The following is a 15289-nucleotide window of genomic DNA, read 5'->3' as shown; positions in this document are numbered from 1 at the left end:
CCCCTCAGATCGGCCTTTTCGCCCTCAATTCAGCCTGATCTCTTTCGACTTTTCTCCTCAGCTTCCTCAAGCACCCGCACCTACGCCCACCCCAAGGTCCCAACCCCCAACACAGCAGCAAAGAAGCATCAGAACTAATCGGAGATCTTGACTCCGTGGGCTATTATTGCGGGTAATGAGTTCTGATTTTGATGCACAGTTTGATGCGGCATTCGAGGGCCTGCCAGAAGACCCCGATGATGCCGTGCCGGAAGGCGCCGAGAATACGGCAGCCCCGCTTGATTATTCGCAATACACCGATACCCCGGAGGGATTCCGCTCGGGTTTCGTATCCTTTGTTGGGCGTCCGAATACCGGCAAGTCCACCCTGACCAATGCCCTGGTGGGGCAGAAGATTGCGATTACCGCGGACCAGCCGGAGACCACCCGCCACACCATTCGCGGCTTGGTTCACCGCGATGATGCCCAGGTCATCGTCGTGGATACGCCGGGCCTGCACCGCCCGCGGACCCTTCTGGGCGAGCGCCTCAACGAGGTAGTCAAAGACACCTATGCCGATGTGGATGTAATCGGCCTGACCATCCCGGCTGATGAAAAGATTGGCCCGGGTGACCGTTGGATCCTGGAAAACGTGCGCAGCATCGCGCCAAAGACCCCGATCATCGGTATCGTCACCAAGCTGGATAAGGCCAGCAAAGATCAGGTTGGCGCGCAGCTGCTGGCCCTGCACGAGCTGCTCTCCCAGGATGACCCGAATGCGGTAGTCATCCCGGTTTCCTCCAAGGAGGGTGTGCAACTGGATGAGCTGGTGCAGGTCATCGTGGATCACCTGCCGGAAGGCCCGAAGTTCTACCCGGATGACCACATCACCGATGAGGGCCAGGAAAAGCGCATCGAGGAACTCATTCGTGAAGCCGCCCTGTCTGGCTTGAAGGCGGAGCTGCCGCACTCGGTGGCGGTGCAGGTTGATGAGATGCTGCCGTCGCGCACCCGTGAGGGCGTGCTGGATATCCACGCCATTTTGTACCTGGAGCGCCCAGGCCAGAAGCGCATTATTGAGGGCAAGGATGGCCTGCGCTTCCGTCGCATTGTGGGCAATGCCCGCAAGGAGATTATCGAGCTGCTCGGCCACAATGTGTACCTGGATCTGCGCATCAAGGTGCTGAAGAATTGGCAGTCTGACCCGAAGTCGCTGGGTAGGCTCGGGTTCTAAACTACTATGCGCGAGAACTATCGTGACCGCGCAGTGGTCATCCGCAGCTATGACTTTGGTGAGGCTGATCGCGTTATAGTCCTGCTTACCCGCGATCATGGCCTCGTGCGCGCGGTGGCCAAAGGCGTGCGCCGCGCCAAGTCGCGCTTTGGTTCGCGCCTGCAGCTCTTCGTCAACCTCGATGTCCAGCTGTATGTGGGCAAGAATCTGGCTACCATTTCCCAGGCGGATACGGTCGACTATTTTGGCGCGCGCCTCATTGAGGACTATGAGCGCTACACGGCCGCGTGCGCGGTGCTGGAATCGGCCGAGCGCCTTGCGTTTGCCGACGCCGCCCAAGACCCCTACCTCTACGACTCCGTCACCGCGACCTTGGAGCAGCTGCAAACCGCGGACCCGACCATGGCGCTGGATGCCTTCTTACTGCAGGCCATGGCGCATGCAGGTTGGGCGCCGAGCCTGTTTAACTGCGCCCAGTGCAACCGGCCGGGCCCGCACCACGCCTTTCACCCGGCGGTAGGCGGCGCGGCGTGCCACGAATGCCGTCCGCCAGGCGCGGCCGAGGTAGACCCGGAAACCCTGCATCACCTGTGGCTTTTGGCGCATAATCACCCGACGAATCCGACGAATGCGCAGAAGCAGGAGGGGCATCGCCTAGCGCGGGCGCACCTGCAGTGGCACATGGAGCGCAATGTTTCCGCATTGCAGGTTATGGAGCAGTAGAATATAGCCCGTGATTACGCCAGACCCGAACCGCACTTTGACCCCGCCGAATATCCCGGACGAGTTCATGCCCCGCCATATTGCGCTGGTCATGGATGGCAATGGCCGCTGGGCCCAGGAAAAAGGCATGAAGCGCACCGAGGGGCATAGGCGCGGAGAAGCCGTGCTTCTTGACGTCGTCGATGCCTGCCTTGCCGCCGGCGTTCCCTACCTTTCGGCCTATGCTTTCTCCACCGAGAATTGGCGCCGCAGCCCTGAAGAGGTCCGCTTCCTCATGGGCTTTAACCGCGACGTGCTGCGCCGCCAGCGCGAGTGGCTCAATGAGCGCGGCGTGCGCGTGGTGTGGGCCGGCCGCCGCCCGCGCTTGTGGCGCTCGGTTATTAAGGAGCTCGAGGCCGCCCAGGAGCTGACCAAGGACAATACCAAGATGACCTTGGCCATGTGCGTGAACTATGGCGGTAGGGCAGAACTGGTGGATGGCTTTAGGGACATCGCCAAGCAGGTGGCCGCAGGCGAGCTCAACCCGCGCGATATCAAGGAAGAAACCATCGCGCAGCATCTTTATGACCCGAGCATGCCGGACGTGGATCTCTTCCTGCGCCCGTCCGGTGAGAAGCGCACCTCAAACTTCCTGCTCTGGCAGTCCGCCTACGCGGAGATGATTTACCAAGACAAACTCTTCCCGGACTTCACTCCGGAGGACCTCTTCGCCGCCATCGAGGAGTATGCGCGGCGCGACCGCCGCTTCGGTGGCGTGAAGAAGTAGCGCAAAAAGAAAACCTCAGCCGCCGGAAACTGGAGGCTGAGGTGAGGGGGAGTGGCTGCGCGCGAGGGCGTGCGGCCGTTTAGGCGGAGGCGGCGCAGTCGCTGCAGATGCCAAAGACCTCGGCATCGTGGCCGGTGAGCTCGAAGCCGTACTCCTTGGCCACGGAGGTGGCCCACTTTTCAATGGGGCCGCCGTCGATTTCCTCGGTGCGGCCGCACTTGGTGCACACCAAGTGGTGGTGGTGGGCGTCGGTATCGCAATGGCGGTACAGGGTTTCGCCATTGGGCATGTGGAGGGCATCCACTGCATCGATATCGGTCAGGGACTGCAGGGTGCGGTACACGGTGGTCAGGCCCACCTTTTCCTCACGTTCTTGGAGCTCGTGGTAGATCTCCTTGGCGGAGGCGAATTTCTCCAATTCCCGCAGTACCTCAACCACTGCGGTGCGCTGCTTGGTATTGCGCGCGCCTAGTTTGGGAATACTGTCGTGTAAAGCCATGCCCTCAATATTATCAGTGCTTTTTCAATAACTGCACAGTCAGGCGGCTTTTTATGCAGGAGGGGAGGGGCTAGGAGGCGATCTTGGCGGCGTCGGCAAGCAGGTCCAAAACCCGCGGCGCAATGAGCGAGTAGGTTACCTCGCGGCCGCTGCGCTCGGAGTCCACGATGCCCGCCTGCTTGAGCACGCGCAGGTGCTGGCTGATAAGGGGCTGGGACTTGCCGGTGGCCTTGACCAGCTCATGGACAAAGTGATCGCGCTCGGCCAAGCGGGAGATGATTGCGATGCGTAGGGGCGAATCAAGGGCAGCGATAACGCCGGCAGCCGCAGAAGTATTTGGGGCCTTGTAAGTGGTCGTCATAGGGAATGTCACCTTCAATTAAATACCTATTACCTGTCGGTTACCCTTATATTACCCGATACTTGCAATACGTTGTATTTATTTCAGATTAAATTCATGCCCCAATCCCACCGCCGGGAAGCGCTTCGGGTTAGACTGAACGAGATTGTCAAGACTGTCCCCTACCAGAGGAGTCCGAAAACTTATGGCATCCGTCATCGATACCGTTGTAAACCTGTGTAAGCGCCGCGGCTTGGTCTACCAGGCAGGTGAAATTTACGGCGGTTCCCGCTCCGCGTGGGACTACGGCCCTCTTGGTGTAGAGCTCAAGGAAAACATCAAGCGCCAGTGGTGGCGCCACATGGTGCAGTCCCGCGCAGACGTCGTGGGCGTAGATACCTCCGTCATCCAGCCGCGTCAGGTCTGGGTATCCTCCGGTCACGTCGAGGTCTTTTCTGACCCGCTGGTGGAATCCCGCCACACCGGCAAGCGCTACCGTGCCGACGACCTTATTGAGGCCTACGAGGAAAAGCACGGCCACGAGCCAGAAAACGGCCTGGCAGATATCAATGACCCAGAAACCGGCCAGCCGGGTGACTGGACCGAACCGAAGGCCTTCTCCGGTCTGCTCAAGACCTTCCTGGGCCCGGTGGACGATGAGCAAGGCCTGCACTACCTGCGTCCGGAAACCGCACAGGGCATCTTCGTTAACTTCAAGAACGTGATGACCTCCTCGCGCATGAAGCCGCCGTTTGGCATCGCGAACATCGGCAAGTCCTTCCGCAACGAGATCACCCCAGGCAACTTCATCTTCCGTACCCGCGAGTTCGAGCAGATGGAAATGGAGTTCTTCGTCAAGCCGGGCGAGGACGAAGAGTGGCACCAGTACTGGATTGATGACCGCTACAACTGGTACGTGGACCTGGGCATCAAGGAAGAAAACCTGCGCCTGTACGAGCACCCGAAGGAAAAGCTCTCCCACTACTCCAAGCGCACCGTGGACGTGGAGTACGCCTTTGGCTTCAAGGGCTCCAAGTGGGGCGAGCTGGAAGGCGTGGCCAACCGCACGGACTATGACCTGTCCGTTCACGCCAAGGGCTCGGGCGAGGACCTGTCCTACTACGACCAAGCCAATGACGAGCGCTGGATCCCTTACGTCATCGAGCCGGCCGCCGGCCTGGGCCGTTCCATGATGGCCTTCCTGGTGGATGCCTACGACGAGGAAGAGGCTCCCAACGCCAAGGGAGGCACCGATAAGCGCGTGGTCCTGCGTCTGGACCGCCGCCTAGCGCCCATCAAGGTGGCCGTACTGCCCCTGTCCAAGAAGGAAGAGCTTTCCGAGCCGGCGCGCAAGCTGGCCGATAAGCTGCGCGCACACTGGAACGTGGACTTTGACGTCTCCGGCGCCATCGGCCGCCGCTACCGCCGCCAGGATGGAATCGGCACCCCGTTCTGCGTCACCTTCGACTTCGATACCCTCGAGGACGATGCCGTGACCGTGCGCGAGCGCGACACCATGGAGCAGGAGCGCGTGAAGCTCGATGACCTCGAGGCTTACCTCGCTGCCCGCCTGATTGGGTGCTAGTAATGCATTACACCAGCTGGGATCGCTCCGACCGCGCAAAGCCCGTGCTCTTGGCCGAGGAAGGCCCGGAGCAGCTGGGCGTATTCTCGGAGCATTCCGCGGAGGTGGACGGCCACTTCTGGCGCACCGAGATCAGTGACCTTGGCGCTTCTGCCACGCTTGCCGACGGCTCCATTTACCGCCTTGCCGGCCGCCCCGGCCGCGACAAGTGCCTGGAGGCATCGCTCAACGGCCGTACCTTCACCTTCATCAACGAAAACAGCGGCGACTGGATCATCGATGATGTCGATGATGAAAAGGTAGGGCAGTTCACCGCCCGCAATTCCGGCGTGCGCAAGGCCATCCTCGAATTCGAGCACGATGCCGAGGGCCTGACCACCGCGGAAATCGCCGGCTTGAGCTGGTTTACCCGCGTCGTCTTGGACGCTAATACCCAAGGCAAAGCTTGGGCTTGGATCATTACCTTGGTCCTCGCGTCCATCGTTGCCCTCGTCGCGCTTTTCGTCTTCTAATGACTGCGCAGTGGACCTGGCGCGCGGGCGCGCTTACCGACGCCGAGGGGAACGATCTTGCCTCCGTGCGCGACGGCGTGCTTGCCACCGCGGCCGGCGAGCGCCTCGCAGTAGAATCCTCGCAGGATTCTTCCTCCCCGCGTTTCTTCCTGCGCGCGCAGACCGCCGCGGGCGAGGATTTCTCGGTCACCCAGGCCGGGATTACCGTCACCCGCCTGCGCGCGACCTGCGCCGACCGCGAGTACCTTCTCGAGCGCCGCAACCCCTTCCGCCGCGAGCGCCGCATCGTGGCCCGCGGCATGGGCGCCGAGGTTGCCAGCACCGCGCCGGCCGGCGATGGCCTACGCGTGAGCGTGGGCGAGCTGCCGGAGCTCGACGCCATGTTCTTGAGCTACGCCTGCGCGCTTCTCGACGCCACCCCGCGCTCCCTCCGCACCTAGCCCAGCGCCCCGGGGAAGCCGGGCCACCCGCGCGAGCCTAGAGCCTAGAGCCGGCCTGCCGGGCTGCTGGGCCGTGCCGCGGGCTGGGCGAGGCGGGCTAGAAGGAGCCGCCGCGGAAGCCGCCTCCGCCGCCTCCGCCGCCGAAGCTGCCTCCACCGAAGCCGCCGCCTCCGAATCCACCGCCGAAGCCGCGGCCGCCGCCGAGCATTTGGCCAAGGACCATACCGGTCACGACATTGCCGGCGGCGTTGCCCATCTGCTGGCGCTGCTGGTGGCGACGGTGCTCGTCGATGTCTTCCTTGGCGCGCTGCAGCGCCGCCTGGGCGGCGGCCGCCGCTTCGCGAGAGGACTGCAGGGCGGCGCGGATATCGCTGCGCTCGGTGTGGAGGGCTTGGGCGTGGAGACGTTTGGCGTCGGCAAGCGCGGTGCGCGCACCCGAGCCGATGATGCGCCCGCGGGAGGAAATGAGGTCTTCTGCGGCCTGGATATTGGATTCCGCCACGGAAATCTGCTGGCGGAAGAGGTCTAGCTGGCGCGCGTGCGTGGAGGTCTTCTCGCGCACGCGGTCGAGCGCCTCATCTAGCTCGGTATCGATGGAGGTCAGCGCGGTGTGCTGGCCCAACGGATCCTGTTGGCCGTGGGCCTTGGCCTCATCTACGGCGCTGCCGGCGCGGCCGAGCAGCTCTTCGAGTTTGTCCCAATCCGCGGTGGTTCCCTGGGCCTTGCCTTGGCGCTCGAGCTCGCGGGCCTCGTTGATCTCGCCCTCGACCTCGGCAATAAGCGCCTCGAGGTTGCCGCGGGCGGTGGCGATATTCTCCTCGGCGTTTTCCACGCCGGAGATGAGGCGATCCGTCATCTCGCAGGCGTGCTCGATATCGCGAATAAGTCCCACCAGCGGGCCCTGCTGGCCGGCCGGCTGGGCCTGGACCCCGCGGGCCTTGTCGAGCAGCTTCTCGGCCTCGTCGAGGGAGGCGGCGGCTAGCTCGGGGTTATCGGCAATGGAGGAGAGCACGTGCTCGTCATAGTTGGACTTCAGGCCAGCCAGCGTGGACTCGGCCTCCGGCAGGCGGGTGCGCAGGCCCACGGTGCGCTGGGTGAGCTCATCCAGCTTCTCATCGGAGTGGATGAGCAAGTCGCGCATCTTGGCAAACTCCTCGGCCTGCGCGTCGAGGGCGTCATCGGCCTGGCCGCAGGAGGAGACGATTTCTACCAGCATTTGGCGGCGCTCGGCCGGGGACTCCGGCACGGCATCATCCAGGCGCTGGCGCAGGTGGAAGGCCTTTTGCAGGGTAGAGGTGGAGTGGTTCATCGCCTTGGTAAAGGGGCGCACGCGCTCGGGGCCGAACTCGGAGAGCGCGATATTGAGCTCCTCCTTGCCGCGGCGGATGGACTCATCGGTAGAGACCAACTCCTCCTGGGCCAGCTGGTCCAAGGTCTCCAGCGGCAGGCGGTCCAACTGATCGGTATCGCCCGGGGCAATCTCGCGGGCGGACTCCAGCGTCTGCGCATTATTTTTCTTGGTGTTGCGGCGCGAGTAGTACATGATTCCGCCACCGGCGGCGACGATGGCGGCCGCGCCACCGCCCAGCCACGCCAGGCCGGAGGAATCGGAGGCGGAGTTGCCCAGGGCGGCGTCGGCAAGCGCGAGGGCCGAAGCACCGTATTCATCGCTGGCCAGCTTGTCATAGGCGGCGTCATACATCTGATCCAGCCGGCCCTTGGGCCACGCATCGCCGGTCTGCACGCCCATCTTGCGGTCATTGATGGAAAGCGCATAAACCGCGGAGTTCGGACCCTTATCCTTGACCGCCTGGCCGGCAAAAGTCTCTGGATCCGTGCCCAGCTCATCGGTGATATAGACAAAGAGCGTCAAGTGCTCGTCTTTTTGCAGCTGGCCAATCTTCTCCCTGAGCTCGGCCTTTTCTTGGGTGCTTAATACGCCCGCATCATCGGTAACCTTTTCCGTGAGGGTTGCCGTACCGGTGCCCTGCGCCACCGTGGTGGTCTCGGCGGCGAAGGCAGACCCCGCACCGACGGAGGTGCAGCCCAAAATGAAAGCGGCAATGGCCGCGCGGCCCAAACGTGCACTCAAATTCATGCCCACCACTTTACCGGCTCCGCTTCGCCCTCCGGCAGGTAGTGTAGTGGGGCAGTGAAGTACGCAATTGTTTTAGGAACCGCCCAATACGATGGCCGCCCCTCCCGCATCCTGGCCGGCCGCCTGCGCCACGCCGGTGAGCTCGCCACGGCCAAGGGACTGGAGGTTATTACCGTGGGCGGCAAGCTGCCCGGGGATAGGTTTACGGAGGCCGGCGTCGGCCGCACCTACCTGCGCGAGCACTTCCCGCACCTGACCGTGCACGCGGTGGAGGAGGGGATGGATACCCGCAGCTCCCTCAGCGCGGTCAAGGAAGCCTTCGCGCTTTCCGACGCCACCATCATCACCGATCCCCTCCACCGCCTGCGCACCGCACTCATCGCCCGCCAAGAGGGCATCGCAGCCACCGTCTCCGGTACGCCGTATTACCCGGCCGCGCGCTTTTCTAAGCCCTGGTGGCGCTACCTTGCCCACGAAACCGGTGGCGTAGCCTACGCGCTGGTGGCCGGCCTGTTACCGCCGCGCGGCGCCGCGGCGCTGCGCAATGGGTTCTACCGCGTGGAGCAAGTGCTGCGCCCCAATCAGAAGCTGCGGCATGAGACGATTCAGCAGGAAGACGACCGCGCTTAGGCCACGTTGCTCACCCAAAAGGCCTGTTCGCGGAATAAACTTGGCGCCGTGACCTATTCTTATTCCGCCGCCGACTTCGCCCGCCTGGCCGATGAAAAGCCGAAGGGCTCAGCCTTCCACCCCGTGGAGGAGCACCGCGGGCTCTTCGCCCGCGACCGCGCCCGCGTGCTGCACTCGGCCGCGCTGCGCCGGCTAGCGGATAAAACACAGGTCGTCGGCCCGCGCGACGGCGATACCCCGCGCACCCGGCTGACCCACTCGCTGGAGGTCGGCCAAATCGCGCGCAGCATCGGCTCCGGGCTCGGCCTCGATCCCGATCTCTGCGATATGGCCGGCCTGACTCATGACATCGGCCACCCGCCCTATGGCCACAACGGCGAGAATGCGCTCAACGAGGTCGCCCTCAACGGCTTTGAAGGCAACGCCCAAACCCTGCGCATTCTCACCCGCTTGGAGCCCAAAGTCATCGTGGACGATGCCCACGGCGAACCCCAAAGCTTTGGCCTCAACCTCACCCGCGCAGCCCTCGACGGCGCCTGCAAATATCCGTGGACCAAGACCAACCCGGATGGCACCACCAACCGCAAGTACGGCGCCTATGACGAGGATGCGCACCTTTTGGACTGGCTGCGCGAGGGCCATACCGATAACCGCAAGTGCATCGAGGCCCAGGTCATGGACTGGTCCGATGACATCGCCTACTCCGTGCACGACGTGGAAGATGGCATCATCTCCCGGCGCATCTCTTTGAACGTGCTCTGGGACTTGGTGGAGCTGGCCCAACTAGCAGAAAAGGGTGCCAAGGCCTTCGGCGGCACCGCCGATGAGCTCTTGGAAGCGGCCGATAGCCTGCGCAACTTAAGCGTCATCAACGCCATCGGTGACTTTGACTATTCCTTGCGCGACTACGCCAACCTGAAGAAGATGACCTCCGAGCTTGTCGGCCGCTACGTCGGTGCGACCGTTGGCGCCACCAGCGAGGCCAATGCCGAGCTCATCGCCTCCAATAGCCTTGGCCGCATGCACGGCAACCTCATCGTGCCCAAGCAAGCCGAAGCCGAGGTCAAGCTGCTCAAAACCATCGCCGTCCTCTACGTCATGGACGAGCCCGCCCACCTCGCACGCCAAGACCGTCAACGCGAGCGCATCTACCGTGTCTACGACTACCTCGTCGCCGGCGCCCCCGGCTCCCTCGATGCCACCTTCCGCCTGTGGTGGGAACAGGCCGATACCGACGCAGCCCGCGACCGCGCCATCATCGACCAGATTGCCTCCATGACAGAGTCCCGGCTGGAGCGCCTGGCTCGGCGGAGTGCGGAGCTGTCTGGATTCCTCAGCTAAACCTGGCCCACCTAGCAGCGCTAGAGTTAGGTCGAAACTCATCAGGCCGCTCTGAGCGCGAAAAGGCCGAATTGAGAGCTCATACCCCTCAATTCGGCCTCATATCTATGGACCTAACGCCTCAGCTCCCGCTCCAGCCCCAGGGGCCGAGTCGCTAGCGCACCAACTTCACGCCCTGATCCTCCAAAACGGTGGCAACGCCTTCCAACTCCGCGTCCGCGATTTCCATGTGGGAAGCAATGATGACGCTGGTGCGCTGCTCGCGCAGGAAGTCCGCGAGGTCATCGAGGTTGCGGGGGCCGCAGTCCTCGCAGCCGCGAGTCCGGCCAAGCGCGTTGAAGAAGTCCGCGCGGGTGCGGATGTGTTCAGTAATGAGGATGCGTTGCATGATTACTCCTCCGCGTCTGGGATAGAACAGAAGCTTTCATAGTGGTCATCGGTGTAGTACCACACGTCCGGGTCGGTCTCGCTGCCGCCGCCAGTGATGATGCGGCGGGCGCCGCGGTTCTTGCTGCCCGGGGTTTCTACCGTGTATTCGCGGTAGTAATTTTTGTCCTGCTGCGGCAGGCGTCCCTCGTAGTTGCCAAAGCGGGCGTTGTCATTATCCGGGTAGTCATAGGGGCCACCGGCCAAAATATCGTTCGCGGTGTCGTTCGCCTCGGCAGGGAGGGAAGACATCTCGCAAGTATCGGCGTCGCCAGCCTTAGCGCCGCCTGCGGACTCGGACGGCGAAGAAGCAGAGGAATCGCCATCGCCGCCGAGGTCGAAGCCGAAGTAGCCTGCAACGACGGCAAGCGCAAGGCCGCCGAGGGCTACTGGGAGCGATTTCTTAGACGCTTGGGACTTGGGCATACCTTTATTCTTGCAGGTGCGGCGGCGAATACCGAAATCGGCCTAGGCTTCCTACAAGGCCAAAAATTCCCCCGTCACGGGGGTAGGTAAAGGCAGGTGGAATATACCCCATCAGAGGGTAATTTCCGCCCAAACCGTGAACCCACAGGCACCACACCATCCTGCCCTAGCCATTTGAACATTCCCGCCGCGGGCGGGGTAGTCTGTACGCATGGCAAAAGGCAGAATTCCGGACAGCGATATCCAAGCTATCCGTGAACGCGCGCCTTTAGAAGAGATCGTGGGCGAGTACGTTCAGCTCAAGCCCGCCGGACACGATTCGCTCAAGGGCCTGAGCCCCTTCAAGGATGAAAAGACCCCGTCCTTCCACGTACGCCCGCAGCGCGGTTACTATCACTGCTTTTCCACCGGCAAGGGCGGCGATGTCTTTAGCTTCCTGATGGAAATGGAGCAGGTCTCCTTCCCAGAAGCGGTGGAAGCGGTAGCGCAGAAGATCGGCTACCACATTAACTACCAGGGCGGTTCCACAGGCGCGCGCAATGAGAAGCCCGGCACGCGCCAGCGCCTCATCGCTGCGAATAAGGCCGCGCACGAGTTCTACCGTCAGCAGTTGGAGACGCCGCAGGCGGCCACTGCGCGCGATTTTCTGCTGGACCGCGGCTTTTCCAGGGAGGTCATTTATGACTTCGAGTGCGGCTATGCGCCGGAGGGTTGGGATACCGCCACTAAGCACCTGCTGCGATTGGGCTTTTCCTTCGAGGAGCTGGAGGCGGCCGGCATTTCCAAGATGGGCAAGCGTGGTCCCATTGACCGCTTCCACCGCCGCCTGCTGTGGCCCATCAAGGACCTTTCCGGCAACGTGATTGGCTTTGGCGCCCGCAAGCTTTTCGACGACGACAAACTCGGCAAGTACATGAACACCCCGGACACCATGCTCTATCACAAGTCCAAGGTGCTCTTCGGCCTTGATCTGGCCAAGCGCAATATTGCCGATAACCACCAGGCCGTGGTGGTAGAGGGCTATACGGACGTCATGGCCATGTACGCCGCCGGCGTGAAAACCGCAGTGGCATCGTGCGGCACGGCCTTTGGTGGCGAGCACCTTCAGGTGCTGCGCCGGCTGATGCTGGATGATTCCTATTTCAATGGCGAGCTCATCTATACCTTCGACGGTGATGAGGCGGGGCAGAAGGCCGCCATGCGCGCCTTCGATGGTGAGCAGAAATTCACCGGCCAGTCCTTTGTCTCCGTAGCTCCGGACGGCATGGACCCGTGCGATCTGCGCCTGCAGAAGGGCGATGCCGCCGTGCGTGAGCTCATCGCGGACCGAATCCCCATGTTCGAGTTCGTCATCCAATCCGTCATCGCGGAGTACCGCATCGATACCGCGGAGGGGCGCCTGCAGGCCCTGCGCCGCGCAGTCCCCGTGGTGGCGCAGATCCGCGATCAGCCCCTCCAGCGCGAGTACGCCCGCCGCCTAGCTGGTTGGGTGGGTTGGGCCAACCCGGAGGAGGTTCTCCAGCAGGTCCGCGCGGAGGCGCGCAAGCCCAAAAAGGCTGAAAAACCCACCATCCGCCGCTTCGACAACGCGAAGCAGCAACCGGCGCAGCAGGACGTGCCGATGATCCATCCGCCGAGCCCCAAGGAAACCCATCTGTGGCCACAGCGCGAGGCCCTCAAGCTGGCCTTGCAGATGCCGCAGGTAGCGGGCTCGTACTTCGATGGCATTACTGCCGACGCCTATACTAACGACGCCTACCGCCTCGTCCGCCAGGCCATTTCCACCGCCGGCGGCGCCGCCCAGGGCGCGTCCATGCCCGCCGTGGAATGGATTGCCGCGGTAGCCGGCGAGATGCAGGATCTCACCGGCCGCAATTTCGTCTCCGAGCTCGCCGTAGAAGCAATCTTGCCTACCGACGTCGGCCCCGAAAAATACGCCGACTCCGTTCTCTCCCGCCTGCAAGAAACCGTGGTGGGCAATCAAATCGCCCAGCTCAAGGCCCGCCTCGGCCGCATGCGCCCCTCCGATGATGAGGCCAGCTATAACTCGCTCTTCGCCGACCTCGTCGCCCTCGAACAGGCCCGCCGCGAGCTTAATGACCGCGCCTTTCGCGGCACGCCTCCCCAAGCATAAAAATCTCCCCTCGGCGCGACCCCAAATAAGGTACGTGCCGAGGGGAGGGGAGGAGGCCTAAAGGCTAGTCTGCACTCGACCTAGTCCTCATCGGGCTCATAAATGCGGTCCGCATTATCCACCTGCGATCCGCGCAGCCGGCCCTTGCCCTTGCGCTTGGAAGACAAATCGCGAACCTCGCGCATGCGCGGTTCTGGGTCCAGGCGATTGGCTACCGCCTTGCGTGCCGAGGTGACGGCGGACTTGGTCACGGGGGAGTTGACGGCCTTTTCGTAGGCGCCCTTGATCTGGTGGTAGCGCTTGCGGCCAGCCTTAGTGCCAAAAACGTATCCTGCTGCGGCGCCGAAGACGAATTGGATCATTGCTTAGCGTGTCCCCTTATTCCTGTGCGAGTAAAAGTTCTCCACTAGCCTACCGCGAAGCTTTGGCGCGCGCCGCCAACCACGAGTGAGGGGTGGCGCTAGCCCCGCATTGGACTAGCACTTTTCATGGCGCGCAATACGCGCTAGTTTAAACGTGTGGAAAATAACAAGCGCAGGGATTCGGCAGCGGCTTCAGCAGTGGCGCTGGCCGCGCTTTTTACCGCGAGCATTTCTGCGGAATCTTGCGGCCACCAATCGGATACCGCCGCGGCGCACCAAGGCCCCAATTGGCCTGAAGAACGCTGAGTGGTGACCGCAAAGGTCTACCCGCCAATCCACGATTGTGCATGCGAGTTTAGCGTCGCGTTCACTTCCCCTTAACTTTAGCTAGATATTATGCGTGGGAATTCGTTACTAGTTAAAGGTTTCCACGTTGAACTATCGGAATAATCTCCGCCCCGCAGTCCGTGGGCTCGCCCTGTGCGCGGCTACTGGGCTGACTATAGCCCTCGCACCGTCGGCCACAGCCCTTCCCGTAGCCGTGCCCCAGCTGCGTGAGCCTGTCACCCAGCAGTCCACCGGCGCAGCCCCAGTCCAGTACCCCGGTGCCCCAGTTCCAGAGCCGTTTAGCACGGACTATATCGCGGGCTTTGAATCCGATGTCTCGTCTTATCAATTTGGCAACTACTGGCAGGTAGTCCAGCTTTTTGATCACATCAAGGCCCAGCCAGAAATCCGCCAAGAAAATATGGACAAGGCCGTGGCCATTAATAACGCGGCAGCCGGTGACTCCGCTTTGATCCGCCGCGCGCAGGCCGATGCCAAGGCCAGCTCGACGAGCGTGCTCAACGCCGTTTCTGACTCGATGGGCAAGAACCTAGGCGATGCCTTCCGCGCCGCCTTGGCCGAGCACCGCCTGCCCAAGACCGAATACCTCCTAGGAAATGGCTATGCGGCCCGCGCAGGCGGACTGGCCAATTCCACGATGTCTGAGAAGTACTACTTCAACTATCAGCGCCCGTACCAGCGCGCGCCGCAGGCGATTAAGCGCTTTGACGATGGCTCCAAGGATCTCTATCCCACCTCGCCAGCCTTCCCTTCGGGCCATACCAATCAGGCAACGTGGATTACCACGCTGATGTCCTTCATGCTGCCTGAGGTAGGTCCACAGCTGATGCTGCGGGGCGCGGAGGCCGGCAACCACCGCGTAGTACTGGGCGTGCATTACCCGCTGGATGTCATCGGTGGGCGCATGACCGGCCAAGCCGCCGCGGCAGACCGCCTCAACGATAAGCGCATGCGCCATGCTCTATGGGAAGCCTCGATGGAAGTGCGCCAAGAAATCAAGTGGCGCACCGGCAAAACGGTAGAAGAATTGGTGGCCCAGGATAGGGCAGAGGGTACCGACTATCGGTCCACAGAGGATGCGGTGGAGCAGTATTCCAAGCTCATGGACTATGACTTCGCCCCACGTTACCGCACCGACGCTGCGATGGTCGTCCCGCAGGCCGCCCCAGTGCTGCTAGCAGCGTCCCACCCAGAACTGACCTGGGATCAGCGTGCCGAGGTCCTCCGCCAGACCGCGCGCCCAGCCGGCAATCCATTGGATTGGCAGTCAGAGGGAGGCTCGTGGCAACGCCTCGACCTAGCCCGCGCCATGGCGGCCACGGTGACCATCACCCCAGACGGCGGCGTGAGTGTCAGCGGCTAACGATTCCAACAAGCCGCGTGGGGGTACAACGCTCCCACACATGGTTCAATAAAGAAGTATCCCCATCAACCAAAAGGAAATGA

At 62.5% G+C, this 15289-nt stretch carries 16 protein-coding genes; 10 read left to right on the top strand and 6 right to left on the bottom strand.

Features of this window, described 5'->3' with window-relative positions; all coding sequences use genetic code 11:
* Positions 1-175 precede the first annotated feature (175 nt).
* Genes era through ACKFRX_RS09510 form a run of 3 tightly spaced genes read left to right on the top strand, consistent with a single transcriptional unit; the run spans position 176 to position 2702 of the window.
* Complete coding sequence (gene era, locus ACKFRX_RS09520; protein ID WP_150851007.1) at positions 176-1213, top strand: GTPase Era; 1038 nt, start codon at positions 176-178, stop codon at positions 1211-1213.
* Positions 1214-1219: 6 nt separating this feature from the next.
* Positions 1220-1936, top strand: a complete 717-nt coding sequence (recO, locus tag ACKFRX_RS09515; RefSeq protein WP_408927736.1) for a DNA repair protein RecO — start codon at positions 1220-1222, stop codon at positions 1934-1936.
* Positions 1937-1946: 10 nt separating this feature from the next.
* Positions 1947-2702 carry an isoprenyl transferase gene (locus ACKFRX_RS09510; protein ID WP_005326452.1) on the top strand — a complete coding sequence of 252 codons (756 nt, stop codon included), beginning with the start codon at positions 1947-1949 and terminating at the stop codon, positions 2700-2702.
* A gap of 79 nt (positions 2703-2781) precedes the next feature.
* On the opposite strand, the gene ACKFRX_RS09505 is transcribed toward ACKFRX_RS09510, so the two are convergent.
* Together ACKFRX_RS09505 and ACKFRX_RS09500 are read right to left on the bottom strand one after the other, a co-directional pair.
* On the bottom strand, positions 2782-3201 hold the full coding sequence (locus ACKFRX_RS09505; RefSeq protein ID WP_408927735.1) for a Fur family transcriptional regulator: 420 nt from the start codon (positions 3199-3201) through the stop codon (positions 2782-2784).
* A gap of 70 nt (positions 3202-3271) precedes the next feature.
* Positions 3272-3562 carry a helix-turn-helix transcriptional regulator gene (locus ACKFRX_RS09500; RefSeq protein WP_005324221.1) on the bottom strand — a complete coding sequence of 97 codons (291 nt, stop codon included), beginning with the start codon at positions 3560-3562 and terminating at the stop codon, positions 3272-3274.
* Positions 3563-3746: 184 nt separating this feature from the next.
* On the opposite strand from ACKFRX_RS09500, the gene ACKFRX_RS09495 reads away from it, so the two are divergent.
* The 3 genes from ACKFRX_RS09495 to ACKFRX_RS09485 are packed head-to-tail and all read left to right on the top strand — an operon-like array spanning position 3747 to position 6078.
* Positions 3747-5126, top strand: a complete 1380-nt coding sequence (locus tag ACKFRX_RS09495; protein WP_408927734.1) for a glycine--tRNA ligase — start codon at positions 3747-3749, stop codon at positions 5124-5126.
* Positions 5127-5128: 2 nt separating this feature from the next.
* On the top strand, positions 5129-5638 hold the full coding sequence (locus ACKFRX_RS09490; RefSeq protein WP_408927733.1) for a hypothetical protein: 510 nt from the start codon (positions 5129-5131) through the stop codon (positions 5636-5638).
* Positions 5638-6078, top strand: a complete 441-nt coding sequence (locus ACKFRX_RS09485; RefSeq protein ID WP_408927732.1) for a hypothetical protein — start codon at positions 5638-5640, stop codon at positions 6076-6078. Before ACKFRX_RS09490 ends, ACKFRX_RS09485 begins: the two co-directional genes overlap by 1 nt.
* 97 nt (positions 6079-6175) lie before the next feature.
* Here ACKFRX_RS09485 and ACKFRX_RS09480 read toward each other — a convergent pair whose 3' ends face one another.
* On the bottom strand, positions 6176-8176 hold the full coding sequence (locus ACKFRX_RS09480; protein WP_408927731.1) for a TPM domain-containing protein: 2001 nt from the start codon (positions 8174-8176) through the stop codon (positions 6176-6178).
* A gap of 54 nt (positions 8177-8230) precedes the next feature.
* On the opposite strand from ACKFRX_RS09480, the gene ACKFRX_RS09475 reads away from it, so the two are divergent.
* Both ACKFRX_RS09475 and ACKFRX_RS09470 read left to right on the top strand, forming a co-directional pair.
* Complete coding sequence (locus tag ACKFRX_RS09475) at positions 8231-8806, top strand: YdcF family protein (RefSeq protein ID WP_150850706.1); 576 nt, start codon at positions 8231-8233, stop codon at positions 8804-8806.
* Between the two features lie 48 nt (positions 8807-8854).
* Complete coding sequence (locus tag ACKFRX_RS09470; RefSeq protein WP_408927730.1) at positions 8855-10147, top strand: deoxyguanosinetriphosphate triphosphohydrolase; 1293 nt, start codon at positions 8855-8857, stop codon at positions 10145-10147.
* A 154-nt stretch (positions 10148-10301) separates the two neighbouring features.
* Here ACKFRX_RS09470 and ACKFRX_RS09465 read toward each other — a convergent pair whose 3' ends face one another.
* Both ACKFRX_RS09465 and ACKFRX_RS09460 read right to left on the bottom strand, forming a co-directional pair.
* Positions 10302-10535 (bottom strand): hypothetical protein, encoded by a 234-nt coding sequence (locus ACKFRX_RS09465; protein ID WP_408927729.1) that lies wholly within the window; start codon positions 10533-10535, stop codon positions 10302-10304.
* A gap of 2 nt (positions 10536-10537) precedes the next feature.
* Positions 10538-10999 (bottom strand): ribonuclease domain-containing protein, encoded by a 462-nt coding sequence (locus ACKFRX_RS09460; RefSeq protein ID WP_408921989.1) that lies wholly within the window; start codon positions 10997-10999, stop codon positions 10538-10540.
* Between the two features lie 211 nt (positions 11000-11210).
* Here ACKFRX_RS09460 and dnaG point away from each other — a divergent pair, with 211 nt between their 5' ends.
* Entirely contained in the window at positions 11211-13133 is a 1923-nt protein-coding gene (gene dnaG, locus ACKFRX_RS09455) for a DNA primase (protein WP_408927728.1), read from the top strand.
* Positions 13134-13213: 80 nt separating this feature from the next.
* Here dnaG and ACKFRX_RS09450 read toward each other — a convergent pair whose 3' ends face one another.
* Positions 13214-13495, bottom strand: coding sequence for a hypothetical protein (locus ACKFRX_RS09450; protein ID WP_005324241.1), 282 nt, complete (start codon positions 13493-13495; stop codon positions 13214-13216).
* 496 nt (positions 13496-13991) lie between these two features.
* On the opposite strand from ACKFRX_RS09450, the gene ACKFRX_RS09445 reads away from it, so the two are divergent.
* Positions 13992-15206, top strand: coding sequence for a phosphatase PAP2 family protein (locus tag ACKFRX_RS09445; protein WP_408928283.1), 1215 nt, complete (start codon positions 13992-13994; stop codon positions 15204-15206).
* Positions 15207-15289: the final 83 nt, after the last annotated feature.

It is taken from the genome of Corynebacterium tuberculostearicum (genome assembly GCF_046097465.1).
Taxonomy (GTDB): domain Bacteria; phylum Actinomycetota; class Actinomycetes; order Mycobacteriales; family Mycobacteriaceae; genus Corynebacterium; species Corynebacterium tuberculostearicum_I.
The sequence above is the reverse complement of the archived record's forward strand: the minus strand, read 5'-3'. Positions and strand labels throughout refer to the sequence as shown.

Coding starts and splice junctions, on each gene's coding strand:
- recO (WP_408927736.1), top strand. CDS start 1,220: ATGCGCGAGAACTATCGTGACCGCGCAGTGGTCATCCGCAGCTATGAC.
- ACKFRX_RS09460 (WP_408921989.1), bottom strand. CDS start 10,999: ATGCCCAAGTCCCAAGCGTCTAAGAAATCGCTCCCAGTAGCCCTCGGC.
- ACKFRX_RS09500 (WP_005324221.1), bottom strand. CDS start 3,562: ATGACGACCACTTACAAGGCCCCAAATACTTCTGCGGCTGCCGGCGTT.
- ACKFRX_RS09485 (WP_408927732.1), top strand. CDS start 5,638: ATGACTGCGCAGTGGACCTGGCGCGCGGGCGCGCTTACCGACGCCGAG.
- ACKFRX_RS09480 (WP_408927731.1), bottom strand. CDS start 8,176: ATGAATTTGAGTGCACGTTTGGGCCGCGCGGCCATTGCCGCTTTCATT.
- ACKFRX_RS09505 (WP_408927735.1), bottom strand. CDS start 3,201: ATGGCTTTACACGACAGTATTCCCAAACTAGGCGCGCGCAATACCAAG.
- ACKFRX_RS09450 (WP_005324241.1), bottom strand. CDS start 13,495: ATGATCCAATTCGTCTTCGGCGCCGCAGCAGGATACGTTTTTGGCACT.
- era (WP_150851007.1), top strand. CDS start 176: ATGAGTTCTGATTTTGATGCACAGTTTGATGCGGCATTCGAGGGCCTG.
- ACKFRX_RS09465 (WP_408927729.1), bottom strand. CDS start 10,535: ATGCAACGCATCCTCATTACTGAACACATCCGCACCCGCGCGGACTTC.
- ACKFRX_RS09490 (WP_408927733.1), top strand. CDS start 5,129: ATGCATTACACCAGCTGGGATCGCTCCGACCGCGCAAAGCCCGTGCTC.
- ACKFRX_RS09495 (WP_408927734.1), top strand. CDS start 3,747: ATGGCATCCGTCATCGATACCGTTGTAAACCTGTGTAAGCGCCGCGGC.
- dnaG (WP_408927728.1), top strand. CDS start 11,211: ATGGCAAAAGGCAGAATTCCGGACAGCGATATCCAAGCTATCCGTGAA.